Genomic DNA, 11,411 nt, shown 5'->3' with positions numbered 1-11,411 from the left:
GTGATCAACGCGAGGAGCCGCTGCGTGTCTGCTGATGACAAGATCGAGAACAAGGGCCAGGAGCTCAAGGGCAAGGCCAAGGAAGCTCTCGGCGACGCCACGGACAACAAGGAGTGGAAGGCCGAGGGCAAGAAGGACAAGGCCGCCGGCAACCTGAAGAACGCGGGCGAGAAGATCAAGGACGCCTTCAAGTAGTCCTGGATCGCCGCTTCGGCGAACCGTCCGGGCCGTGCCGATGGGCGCGGCCCGGACGTGTGTTCGCGGCCGGTTCCCGCTCCTCAGAGCCGCTTGAGCGGCGGGCGGGCCACCCCGTCGTCGCCGGCCAGCGACGCCTGGGCGGGCGACCGCGCCAGGACCACGACCCCGCCCAGCGCCAGCACCAGCCCGGCCACGAACGGGATCCCCCAGCCGTCGCGGATCCCGTCGCCGAGCAGGAGCAGCCCCAGCAGCCCCGGGGCGAGCGTCTCGGTCACCGCCAGCACGGCGACCACGGGGCCGACCGCCCCGCGGGCCAGCGCCACCGTGTATAGCCCGAGCCCGAGCGCCGCGTACCCGAGCAGCGCATAGGCCACCGGGTCGGTCACCACGGTGTGCGCGATCTCCCCGACCGACCCGTCCAGGTCGACCAGGCGCACCGCCACCGCCGTGCCGCCGAAGGCGAGGCCGGAGAGGAACGCGATGAGCGTGGCGTGCTTGCTGCGCAGCGCGGTGAGGATCCCGACGACGGCGAGGACCACCAGCACCGCGAGCAGCGCCACCGTGCCCCCGACCCCGACGTGCGGCAGCTCCTCGGTCCGGGCGCTGCCCACGAGCAGCCCGAGCCCGACGACGTTCGCGCCGGCCGCGATCAGGTCGAGGCGCCGCAGCGGCGTGTCGAACACCCAGTGCGAGGCGACGACGGTGATCACGACCTGCCCGGAGACGATCGCCTGCACAGCCACGATGGGCATGTAGCGCAGCGCCAGGACCGTCAGGACCCAGCCGAGGATGTCCAGCGTCAGGCCGGTGAGGTAGAGCGGGCTGGTGACGACCCCGGCGGCATGGGTGGCGCGCCGTGTCGCCATCGCCTCGAGCATCGCCGCGCCGGCGTTGGCCGCGGCCGCCACGAGGGCCGCCGCGAGACCGAGGACCAGCACGTGCTCCTCCTCGCTGCCGCCGGCACCCGGGACGCGGATACCCGTTCCGGGCCGCTGCCCGGCGACCGGGGCGCCGCTTGGGCAGAGTGTGCCCGGTGTCCGTCTCCCACGCGTGGCGCCGCGGCCCGGCGAGGCGCGGGTGACGGCGGGGTGGTGGGTGGTCGCGGGCACCGCCGCGGCGGCGGTGCTCCTCGTCGCGGCCGCCGTCGGGTGCCGGGTCCGCCGGTGGCCCGGAGGACGGGCGACGACGACGGTGACGGCCGCCCTGGGGGCGGCGGCGGTGCTCACCGTCCTCGCGTCCGTGGTGTTCGCGCTGGTCGCGGACGACGAGGCCCTGCGCGGCGCGGACGGGCCGGTGCTGGCGTGGCTGGTCGGCCACCGGACGCCTGGCTGGACGGGGATCGCCGAGACGGTCTCGCTGGTCGGCGGCACGGTCGGGACCGGTGGGCTCGCCGTCGTGACCGCGGTGGTGCTCTGGGCGCGCGGTCGCCTGGTCAGGGCAGCCGTCTGGGCCGTCGCGGTGCTTGTGGGATCACTCACCATCCGCAGCCTGAAGGCCGCCGTCGAACGGCCGCGGCCGCCGGTCGACACGCGTCTGACCGTCGAGACGTCGGCGTCGCTGCCCTCCGGGCACTCGCTGATGGCCGCTCTGGGACTGGGGCTGGCGGTGCTCGGTGTCCTCACGCTGCTGGGCTCCGACGGAGGTCGCCGGCGTGCCATCGGGCGGGCTGCAACCGTGCTGGTCGGAGTGGTGCTCGTCGTGGGGATCGGGGTGAGCCGGGCCTATCTCGGGGTGCACTGGACCACGGACGTCCTGGCGGGGTGGCTGCTCGGCGGCGCGCTCGCGGCCATCGCCCTCGCGGTTGCGGTGGCGCTGGAAGCGTGGCCCTCGGAGATCCATCCCTCGGAAGGAGTATCTCCGCCCCCGCTACGCTGACGCACAGCCGAGGATCTCGTGTTCGTGCGCCCGTGGCGTCACTCGAATGCGCTGTCTAGGGTTTTCGGCGCAGCACAGCTCGAGGGAACGGGGGTCCACATGGAGCAAGTGCCGCTCCTGGTCCTCGGTTCCGGGATCGACGGACTCGCGGCCGCGCTGTGTCTCGCGCACCAGGGATTCCCGGTCGAGCTGCTGGAACGCGGCCCGGATCCGCAGGCGCTCGACGACGCCGGGCCCACCGGCTCGATGGTCGTGCGGCCCTCGGCGGTGCGGGTGCTGCACGGCCTCGGGCTCCTCGACGCGCTGCGCCCGCTGGCCCTGGAGGTGCAGCGCTACACCCACCTCGACGCGGCCAGCGGGCAGCCGCTGCGCAAGGTCGAGCTCGGCGACGTCGCCCGCGCCCGATTCGGCTACCCGTGCCTCATCGTCGCCCGCCGCGACATGCGTCGCGTGCTCGCCGAGGCCTGCGCCGGCGACGAGATGATCGGCGTCCACTTCGAGAGCCGCCCGACCGAGGTCGAGGACATCGGCGACGCCGCCCTGGTCACCCTGGAGGGCGGCGTGCAGTGGCGTGCCGAGGCGCTCGTGGGCGCCGACGGCGCGTCCAGCCGCGTCCGGGGCCTGCTCGAGAGCGGGGCGGGCGCGCTCTCGCCGACCTTCGTCGTGCGCCGCACCACGGTCGCGGCGAGCGCGGGCGAGCCCGCCAGCCCGGAGCTGCGGGTGTGGTCGGGGCCGCAGCTGCAGGCGATGCGGCTGCCGTCGCCCCACGGCGGGGCCGAGGTCGTCCTGGTCATGCGCGCCGACCTGCCGCCGGCCGAGCGCGAGTGGGTCGTCTCCCGGCTCGAGCCCGAGCTCCGGCGGGCCGTGAGCACCGTCGTCGCCCGGGAGCCCGAGCAGGTCCTCGCCCACCAGCGCCCGCTGTCGCGCTGGACGCGCAACCGCCTCACCGTCCTCGGCGCCGCGGCCCAGCCGTTCCTGCCGCACGCCGGGGAGGAGGAGAACCAGACGCTGCTCGACGCGCACGCGCTCGGCGCGGCGTTCGACCGCTCCGACGGCCGCATCCTCCCCGGCCTCGAGGGCTACGAGACGTTGCGCGCCCCGGCCCGAGCCGCCTGCGCCGCCCGGGTCGCCGAGTTCGCCGCGCTCTCCCACGCCGAGGGGCTCACGCGGCGCCTGCGCGACCGGTTGTGGGCCCGCGAGGCGGTCGACGAGGTCGCCGAGGTGCTCGGGGAGTTGTAGGTGCGCTGCGCGCTCGTGAGCAGTAATTGATGCCAGGGCGTCAATTACTGCTCACAAGCGCGGCAGCGCACCTACCCTCCAGGCCCGTGACGACCCCTGCCTGGACCCCCGCCACGACGTCGGTGAACGGCATCCGGCTGCACCACCGGGTGGCCGGTGACGGCCCGCCCGTGGTGCTGATCCACGGCTGGCCCCAGACCGGTTGGTGCTGGCGCCGCGTGGTCGACGACCTCGCCCGGGACCACACCGTGATCGTCCCGGACCTGCGCGGCTACGGCGCCTCCGACAAGGCCCGGACCGGCATGGACAAGCGGACGATGGCCGCCGACCTGTCGGCCCTGGTGCAGCAGCTCGGGTTCGACCGGGCCGCCGTCGTCGGGCACGACCGCGGCGGCCGGGTGGCCCACCGCTGGGCACTCGACCGCCCCGACGAGGTCACCCGGCTGGCGGTGCTCGACATCGCGCCGACCCGGGCCACCTGGGCGCGCTTCGACGCCGACCTCGGGGCCAAGTACTGGCACTGGCTCTTCCACCTCCAGCCCGACCTCCCCGAGCGGCTCGCCGGCGCCGACGTCGACGGCTACCTCCGGTACTTCTTCGAGAAGTGGACGACGGCGCGCGAGCACGTCGACGAGGCCGCGCCGGTCTACGTGGAGGCGTTCTCCAGGCCCGGCGCGCTGCGCTGCGGGTTCGACGACTACCGCGCGAAGGACGTCGACGCCGCCCACGACGACGAGTCCTACGACGCCGGGCAGCGGATCGAGGCCCCGCTGCTCGCGCTGTGGGGCGCTGACGGGGTGATGGCGACGCTGCCGATCCTGGATCTCTGGCGGGAGTACCACGGGAATGCGGACCAGGTCACCGGCCGGGCGATCGACGGATGTGGGCACTTCGTCCCGGAAGAGGCCGCCGAGGAGCTGATCGGCGAGCTGCGGTCGTTCCTCTCCGGGGCCTGACGGGGTGAGGATGCGGGCATGACCTCCTCCCCGCTCGCCGTCGAGAAGGATCCCGCCGCCCTGGGGTTCGACCCGGCCCGCCTCGCCCGCATCGACGACCACTTCCAGCGCTACGTCGACGACGGCCGCCTGTCCGGCTGGCAGGCGGTCGTGACCCGCCGCGGCGAGGTCGTGCACGCGAGCGAGGCCGGCCTGCGCGACGCCGAGGCGGGCCTGCCCGTCGAGCCGGACACCCGCTGGCGCATCTACTCGATGACCAAGCCGATCACCTCGGTCGCCGCGCTCATCCTCTGGGAGCGCGGGCTGCTCGAGCTCACCGACCCGATCAGCCGCTGGCTCCCGGCGTTCGCCGAGCCTCGGGTCTACGTGCGCGGGTCCGCTGTCGCGCCGCTGACGATGCCCAGCCCGGAGCCGATCCGCGTCTGGCACCTGCTCACCCACACCGCCGGGCTGACCTACGGCTTCCACCACGCCCACCCGGTCGACGAGATGTACCGGGCGGCCGGGTTCGAGTGGGGCGTGTCCTCGGACCTCGACCTCGCCGGCTGCGTCGACGCCTGGGCGAAGCTGCCGCTGGTCCACACCCCGGGCACCGAGTGGAACTACAGCCACGCCACCGACGTGCTCGGGCGGCTCGTCGAGGTCGTCTCGGGGCAGAGCCTCGACGCCTTCTTCGACGAGGAGATCCTCGGCCCGCTCGGGATGACGGCGACCGCGTTCGCCGCCGACGACCCGTCCCGCACCGCCGCGCTCTACGCCCGTGCCGCCGACGGGTCCCGGGTGCGGGCCGACGCGTTCGGCGCCTCGTTCCTGGCGCCCCCGACGTGGCTCTCGGGCGGCGGCGGGCTGGTGTCCACCGCCGCCGACTACCACCGCTTCACCCAGATGCTGCTGCGCGGCGGCGAGCTCGACGGCGTCCGCATCCTCGGGTCGCGCACCGTGGCCTACATGGGGCGCAATCACCTACCCGGCGGAGGCGACCTGACCGAGGTCGGCCGGCCGCTGTTCGCCGAGATGCCGTTCGACGGCGTCGGGTTCGGCCTCGGGCTGTCGGTGGTGCTCGACCCGACCCGCTACCGGACGCTCTGCAGCGCCGGAGAGCTGGCGTGGGGCGGCGCCGCGAGCACCGCGTTCTGGATCGACCCGTCGGAGGAGGTCACGGCGCTGTTCTTCACCCAGTTGATGCCCTCGAGCGCCTACCCGATCCGGAGCTCGCTGCGCCGGCTGGTCTACCAGGCCCTCGTCGACGAGCCGCCCCGCGCGTCCTGACGGACCTGTCGTAGGCCCGGCGTGTGGCCGATGTCTGCTCTTCGTGAACGGACGCACACGCTGCGTCATAAACCTGAGCAGATGCCGCGTCACCCTGAGAGAGGGCTGCACAGAGCACCCCCGCTCTGTAGCGTCTGCGCCTGCCATCGCGGGCAGTCGATGGGACCGAGGGAGACGGATGAGTGTGACGCCGGGTCCACGACGACGACCTACCGGGCCGCACCCGGAACGGGGCACGACGGACGCGGGCGGGGTCCCCGAACCGAGGTCCGGGACGGAGAACGGCAGTGCAGGAGTGGTGTCGGGGGTCCCGGCGCAACGCACCGCGGCCGACGTCTACCGGGTGAGCGAGGACCAGGTGCACCGCGCCCGGATGGCGGTGGCCCGGAACGCGCTCGACTCCGACGACTGCCGCGAGCTGCTCGACATGCTCGGGCTGATCGGCGAGCCGGGCGAGCCGCCGCCGGTGCGTCGCTGACGGAGTCGACCGGCGTGGCGGGCTTGGTGGCGCCGCCCGCCGTCGTCGTAGCGTGCTCCTGCCATGGTCGCGCTCCCCTCCTCGTCGCGGCCCCCTGCCTCGGGGGCCGCTGACGACGACGCCGTGGCCGGTGTGGCCGCGGGCCGTGCCCCACGCCAGGCTCGGGCACTCGCGACCCGGACGGCGATCCTCGACGCGGCAGCGCACGAGTTCGCCGTCGAGGGCTACCGTGCCGCCTCGCTGTCGCGCATCCACGAGCGCAGTGGGGTCACCAAGGGCGCGATGTACTTCCACTTCGCGTCCAAGGAGGCGATGGGCTCGGCGGTGGCCGAGCGCTTCGAGGCGCGCCTGCCGGAGGTGCTGGCCGCGCGGTCGGCCGACGGCCTCGATCCGTTGACGACGGCGGTGTCGGTGAGCCTGGGGTTCGCCGAGCTCGTCCGTGACGAGGCGCCCTGCCGGGCCGGCCTCCGGGTCGTCACCGACCGCGCGCTGGGGCCCGAGCGCGCCCGGTGGCCCTACGAGTTCTGGGAGGGCACCCACGCCGATCTCCTGGGGCGTGCCCAGCGTGACGGGTCCCTGCGCGCGGAGGTCGACACGGCGGAGCTCGCCCGCACGGTGGTCGCGACCTGCGTCGGGCACTGGGCGATCTCCGCGGCGTTCACCGGGCTCGCCGACGTCCGGGAGCGGACCGCGGCCTCCTGGACGGTGCTCCTGAGCACGGCCGCCGACCCGGCCTGGCTCGAGCAGCGGCACACGGCCGGTGGGTTCTCGGCGCTTCCCGGGGGTACCTGACGGGGGCAGCTCACCCGTCCCGTAAGCTTCCTCTCGCACCCAACGGGGCCGGACGGTCACCGTCGCTGGAGGGGGTAAGGTCCTCGCGGGATTCAGAGGAACTCGAGCCCCCATCGTTCAGCGGCCTAGGACTCCGCCCTTTCAAGGCGGCAACGCGGGTTCGAATCCCGTTGGGGGTACGCAGTAAACTGAAGAGCAAGGCCCAGTGGCGCAGTTGGTTAGCGCGTCGCCCTGTCACGGCGAAGGTCGCGGGTTCGAGTCCCGTCTGGGTCGCACGGTCGTGCGCGCGTCGTCTCGGCGTGGTCGCCGACAAGGCCAGGTAGCTCAGTCGGTACGAGCGATCGCCTGAAAAGCGATAGGTCGGCGGTTCGACCCCGCCCCTGGCCACCCTCTTCCCGCCGGGCCCGCGCCGGTTCAAGATCACCGAGATGATGCGGACTTTGGGGCCCTGGCGTACAGATCCGCCTCATCGTGGTGATCATGGAGTCGGGTTCCGAGGCGCGACCTCCTCGCGTCGGCCGATGTGCCACTCTGCGTCGGATGACCGAATGACATGGTCGCAATTCGTAGTCATCGAACGGGCTCGACGCGGCGAATAGTGAGCCGTTAGAACTAGTTCGATCTCTCTGTCAGTAACAGAGCGTACTGTCCGCTCGACCGGCGAACCGCCGGACGAGGGGAGACACGATGTTCGACTTGTCTGATTCACGCGGTCGCAGCCGGTTCTATGCCGCTGCAGGGCTCGTTCTCGGCCCGGTTCTCTCGATCATCGCGACGCTGATCGATCCCGCCTACTCGAACGGGCCCGACACACCTCCGGACTATGTCGATCAGGTGGCGTCGTCGCCAGCGCTCCACGAGACCGCCGGGCTGCTCAACCTCGTCTCCGTGCTGGCGTTCATCGTCGGTCTGGTCGGCGTGATCCGGCTGCTGCGCGGCCCACGCGGCGCTCTCGGTCGCATCGGGGCGGGGTTGATCCTGGTCGCCGCAGTCGTGCTGGAGGCCGGGACGTTCGCGACCTCGCTCATCCAGGCCGCCGCCGTCGCGCCGGGCTCCATCCGGTCCCAGGTGCTCGCACTGATCGTCGCCTCCAACGACAGCGCCTTCGCGCAGGTCTTCGCCGTGGCGTTCTTCGGCGGCTTCGTCCTGGGATCGCTGCTGCTCGCCGTGGGTCTGATCCGTCGGCACGCGGTCCCGGTCTGGGCGGCGACCCTGGTGTTCGTGCAGGTCGTGGTCAGTTTCCTGGCCTCGAACAACCTGATCGACGCGCTGGCCGACCTGGTGCTCGCGATCGGGTTCGGTGCGATCGCCTGGACGATCCTGTCGTTGTCGAACGAGCAGTGGGCCGCCTGGCAGCCCCTGCCGGATCGTGAGGCCCCCGCCGAGCGCTCGGCTCCGAAGCCATCGGAGGCACCGGGCGCCCTCGCCTGACCGGTTCGGGTCGCCACGCGACGGCCCCACTCGAAGATCACCGAGATGACGAGGATTCGGGCGCCAGGCGTCCAGATCCTCGTCATCCTGGCGATCATGGAGCGGGCGAACCGCGGCGCAACGAGGGACTTGCGCATCGGATGAGCGGGTAACCCGTCCGAATGCCCTCGCAGGAACCCGCCGATGGCTTCGTCCGCCCGCCCGGGACGGACCCGGCCCGGCGCCACCGCCAACTGACCTTCGAGCTGGTCGGGTGCGCCTGGAACGGCCACGCCCTGGTCGGTACCGACGCCGCCACCGTCTCCGAGGAGGACGCGCTCGTCGTCCGCGAGCTCGACGGCGAGCGGCGCCTGCACCGGTGCCTGCGCTGCGACGCGTGGATGATGCTCCCGACCCCGGCGGACCCGGCCCGCGAACGCCCGGCGCCCCGCGACGAGATCCACCTCCCCACCCGCGGCCGCCCGCTCAAGAGCCGCTACGTGCTGCGGATGATCGCGCTGACCCGGGTCTTCAACGTCCTCGTCCTGCTGCTCGTGCTCGGCGGGGCGATCGCCGTGCTGGTCAACCAGGCGACGCTGCGGGACGACCTGGTCGCCAACGCATCGGCCTTCCAGGAGATCCTCGGCGGCCAGGTCGTCGGCCAGCTCCAGGGCGTGCTCTCCGGCGGCGCGGGCCCGCTGTGGCTGATCGCGGCCGGCCTGCTCGCCCTCGTCGTCCTCGAGGCGGCCGAGGGCATCGGCCTCTGGCGCACGACGCGGTGGGGCGAGTACCTGAGCTTCGTCCTGACGACGTTGCTGCTGGTCCCGGAGGCCCTCGAGCTGACGAGCTCGTCGAGCCCCGGCACGATCATCGGCATGGCCGTGAACATCGCGGTCGTGCTCTACCTGCTGCTCTCCAAGCGCCTGTTCGGGCTCCGCGGTGGCGTGGCGGCGATCGCGGCCGAGCGCGAGCACGACATCAGCTGGGCGGCGCTGCGACGCCACCTGCCCGAGACCCCCGCCACGCCGGTCCGGGCGTGAGATCCCGACGGCGGGTCGACCCGACCCGCCGTCGGGACCGTCACCGCTGCGTCACCGTGGTGGTGTTCTTCGCCTGGTTCCAGACGATCGTGCCCTTCACGAAGTCGTTGCGGGTCCCGCCGGTGACGGCGTACTCGTCGGTCGTGGGGTAGCCGAGCGACGAGCGCTCCGCGCCGAGCGAGGTCCACTTCGTGCGGATGGCGTTGAAGATCGTGTGCGCCCCGGTCGCGGTCGACCAGTAGATCGACCCGTTCCCGGTGAACGTGGCGTACCGGCCGGCGCCGTCGGCGGTGGCCGTGATGTCGCGGGTCGGGTAGCCGAGCGCGCTCTTCGTGTCCCCGAGGGCCAGCCACTTGTCGCGGAGCGGGCCGAGCAGGCCGTAGGCGACGTTCGTCGACGAGTTCCAGTACAGGCCCCCGCCCCCGGCGACGGAGAAGTTCGTGCCGCGGCCCTTGCCGTCGGCGGTGGCGAACTCGTCGCTCGTCGGGAACTTCAACGTGCCACTGGGCCCGCCGAGCGCCTTGTAGCGGGCCAGGATCGTGCCGCGCACCGCGTGCGCCCCGGTCGTGGACGACCAGTAGATCGACCCGCCCGCGTAGTCGGCCGTCTTGCCGCCGGCGACGTCCGTGACCGCCGTCTTCGGCGCCCCGAGGTACGACGACGCCCCGCCGAGCTGCTGGTAGTACGCCGTCACCGGGTCCGTGCCCGGCGGGGTGGTCGTCGTCGGCGGGACGGTGGTCGTGGGCGGAACCGTGGTCGTCGGAGGCGTCGTCGTGGTGGGCGGCGGGGCCGTCGTCGTCGGCGGGGCCGTGGTGGTGGGCGGCGTCGTCGTGCTCACGCCCGTGGCGGCCGCGTAGCGCTGCAGCGCCTCGATGAAGTAGTAGTCGCCGAACATGATCCCGGTGTCGTAGGACCCCGAGGGCTTGTTCTGCGTACCGTGCAGGAGGACCGCCTGGTTGGTCGTGCCGTCCGACAGGTAGGCGGTGCTCGAGAGCGCGGCCAGGATGTCGCGGGCGCCGTCGAGGTAGCGGGCCTTGCGGGTCGCGTCGGTCGTGAACGAGGCGAGCTCGACCATCCCCGACGCGGCGATCGCGGCCGCCGAGGTGTCCCGCGGCTGGCCCGCCGTCGAGGGCAGCGAGAAGTCCCAGTAGGGGACCTTGTCGGCGGGCAGGTGGGAGAGGAAGTAGTCCGCGGAGTTCTGCGCGGTCGTCAGGAACGTGGCGTCGTGGGTGAACCGGTAGGACATCGTGAAGCCGTGGATCGCCCACGCCTCGCCGCGCGACCAGGTGGAGTCGTTGCTGTAGCCCTGCGCGGTGTACTTCGAGAGCACCTTGCCGGTCTTCTGGTCGTAGTTCACGACGTGCCAGCTGCCGCCGTCGGGGCGGAAGAAGTCCCGAGCCGTCGTCTTCGCGTGCGTGGCGGCCATCGTCGCGAGCGACGGGTCGCCACCGTTCTGCGATGCCCAGAACAGCAGTTCCAGGTTCATCATGTTGTCCATGATCACCTGGTACTTGGTGGTGTCGGTGCGGGCGTCCCAGGAGCGGATCGCGCCGACGGTCGGGTTGTAGCGGGTCGCGAGGGTCTTCGCGGCGGTGAGGGTGACGGCCTTGGCTCCTCCGTCGCCGGTGATCGCGGCGTCCTTGCCGAAGCTGTCGAAGATCTGGAACCCGACGTCGTGGCTGGAGTCGTCGGTCTTGTTCACCTCGACGCCGGCCTGCCAGGCCTCCGCGCGCTGCTTCCAGACCGGGTCCTGGGTGCGGGCGTACTCCTGCCACATGGCGCCGGGGAAGAAGCCGCTGGTCCAGTCGGTGGCGCCGACCGTCGTCCAGGCGCCGTTCGTGCCGGTGCGGACGGGATAGGCCGTCGTCGCGAGGCGCCCCGCCGTCGCGGCGAGACGGGAGTCCGCGAACGCGAGGTCCCGCTGGATGGTGTCGGCGCCCAGATCGGCCGCGCGGGCCGGCGTGGCCGCCGCGACCTGCGCCATCGACACCAGCACCGCGATCACCGTCATCGCGGCCGCGAGCGCCCACGGCCGCCGTCGGGACCCACCGTCCCCGGTGGCCCCCGCCCGTCCCGTCCCGTTCATGTCTCCCCCTCCGCATGACTCACCGTCACTCGGAGCAGTCGCGACGACCGGCCGGACGTGTTACAGGA

General features: G+C 72.7%; 11 protein-coding genes and 3 tRNA genes. 12 read left to right on the top strand and 2 right to left on the bottom strand.

Translation table 11 applies throughout. The features are described 5' to 3' along the window. Window positions 1-24: 24 nt before the first annotated feature. Window positions 25-195 carry a CsbD family protein gene (locus tag LQ327_RS05010; protein WP_230730416.1) on the top strand — a complete coding sequence of 57 codons (171 nt, stop codon included), beginning with the start codon at window positions 25-27 and terminating at the stop codon, window positions 193-195. 83 nt (window positions 196-278) lie between these two features. On the opposite strand, the gene LQ327_RS05005 is transcribed toward LQ327_RS05010, so the two are convergent. Beyond that, window positions 279-1,136: a hypothetical protein gene (locus LQ327_RS05005; RefSeq protein ID WP_230730415.1), complete on the bottom strand. Its 858-nt coding sequence runs from the start codon at window positions 1,134-1,136 to the stop codon at window positions 279-281. Between the two features lie 112 nt (window positions 1,137-1,248). Here LQ327_RS05005 and LQ327_RS05000 point away from each other — a divergent pair, with 112 nt between their 5' ends. The 11 genes from LQ327_RS05000 to LQ327_RS04950 all read left to right on the top strand — a co-directional run bounded on the left by LQ327_RS05000 (window position 1,249) and on the right by LQ327_RS04950 (window position 9,257). Further along, window positions 1,249-2,073 carry a phosphatase PAP2 family protein gene (locus tag LQ327_RS05000; RefSeq protein WP_230730414.1) on the top strand — a complete coding sequence of 275 codons (825 nt, stop codon included), beginning with the start codon at window positions 1,249-1,251 and terminating at the stop codon, window positions 2,071-2,073. 99 nt (window positions 2,074-2,172) lie between these two features. After that, window positions 2,173-3,312, top strand: coding sequence for an FAD-dependent monooxygenase (locus LQ327_RS04995; protein WP_230730413.1), 1,140 nt, complete (start codon window positions 2,173-2,175; stop codon window positions 3,310-3,312). Window positions 3,313-3,398: 86 nt separating this feature from the next. Continuing rightward, window positions 3,399-4,268, top strand: a complete 870-nt coding sequence (locus tag LQ327_RS04990; RefSeq protein ID WP_230730412.1) for an alpha/beta fold hydrolase — start codon at window positions 3,399-3,401, stop codon at window positions 4,266-4,268. An 18-nt stretch (window positions 4,269-4,286) separates the two neighbouring features. Then, window positions 4,287-5,537, top strand: coding sequence for a serine hydrolase domain-containing protein (locus tag LQ327_RS04985; RefSeq protein ID WP_230730411.1), 1,251 nt, complete (start codon window positions 4,287-4,289; stop codon window positions 5,535-5,537). A gap of 298 nt (window positions 5,538-5,835) precedes the next feature. Beyond that, window positions 5,836-6,015 carry a hypothetical protein gene (locus tag LQ327_RS04980; protein WP_230730410.1) on the top strand — a complete coding sequence of 60 codons (180 nt, stop codon included), beginning with the start codon at window positions 5,836-5,838 and terminating at the stop codon, window positions 6,013-6,015. Between the two features lie 63 nt (window positions 6,016-6,078). Further along, window positions 6,079-6,807 carry a ScbR family autoregulator-binding transcription factor gene (locus tag LQ327_RS04975; protein WP_230730409.1) on the top strand — a complete coding sequence of 243 codons (729 nt, stop codon included), beginning with the start codon at window positions 6,079-6,081 and terminating at the stop codon, window positions 6,805-6,807. A gap of 106 nt (window positions 6,808-6,913) precedes the next feature. Beyond that, window positions 6,914-6,986, top strand: a tRNA-Glu gene (locus LQ327_RS04970). A gap of 20 nt (window positions 6,987-7,006) precedes the next feature. Then, window positions 7,007-7,080: transfer RNA gene (locus tag LQ327_RS04965), tRNA-Asp, on the top strand. A 40-nt stretch (window positions 7,081-7,120) separates the two neighbouring features. Then, window positions 7,121-7,194 (top strand) — tRNA-Phe (locus LQ327_RS04960). 447 nt (window positions 7,195-7,641) lie between these two features. Beyond that, a complete protein-coding gene (locus LQ327_RS04955) occupies window positions 7,642-8,238 on the top strand; it encodes a hypothetical protein (protein WP_230730408.1) in 597 nt (198 codons plus the stop codon). Between the two features lie 161 nt (window positions 8,239-8,399). Then, complete coding sequence (locus tag LQ327_RS04950) at window positions 8,400-9,257, top strand: DUF2127 domain-containing protein (protein WP_230730407.1); 858 nt, start codon at window positions 8,400-8,402, stop codon at window positions 9,255-9,257. Window positions 9,258-9,297: 40 nt separating this feature from the next. On the opposite strand, the gene LQ327_RS04945 is transcribed toward LQ327_RS04950, so the two are convergent. Next, window positions 9,298-11,343 (bottom strand): glycoside hydrolase family 88 protein, encoded by a 2,046-nt coding sequence (locus LQ327_RS04945; RefSeq protein ID WP_230730406.1) that lies wholly within the window; start codon window positions 11,341-11,343, stop codon window positions 9,298-9,300. Between the last annotated feature and the right edge of the window lie 68 nt (window positions 11,344-11,411).

The sequence above is a fragment of the Actinomycetospora endophytica genome, from assembly GCF_021026375.1.
Taxonomy (GTDB): domain Bacteria; phylum Actinomycetota; class Actinomycetes; order Mycobacteriales; family Pseudonocardiaceae; genus Actinomycetospora; species Actinomycetospora endophytica.
Note: the sequence above shows the minus strand (reverse complement) of the source record. Positions and strands in the feature narration are given on the sequence as shown.

Excerpts from the sequence above, each read along its gene's own strand:
- LQ327_RS04995 (WP_230730413.1), top strand. The coding sequence starts at position 2,173 with ATGGAGCAAGTGCCGCTCCTGGTCCTCGGTTCCGGGATCGACGGACTC.
- LQ327_RS04985 (WP_230730411.1), top strand. The coding sequence starts at position 4,287 with ATGACCTCCTCCCCGCTCGCCGTCGAGAAGGATCCCGCCGCCCTGGGG.
- LQ327_RS04975 (WP_230730409.1), top strand. The coding sequence starts at position 6,079 with ATGGTCGCGCTCCCCTCCTCGTCGCGGCCCCCTGCCTCGGGGGCCGCT.
- LQ327_RS04950 (WP_230730407.1), top strand. The coding sequence starts at position 8,400 with ATGCCCTCGCAGGAACCCGCCGATGGCTTCGTCCGCCCGCCCGGGACG.
- LQ327_RS04945 (WP_230730406.1), bottom strand. The coding sequence starts at position 11,343 with ATGAACGGGACGGGACGGGCGGGGGCCACCGGGGACGGTGGGTCCCGA.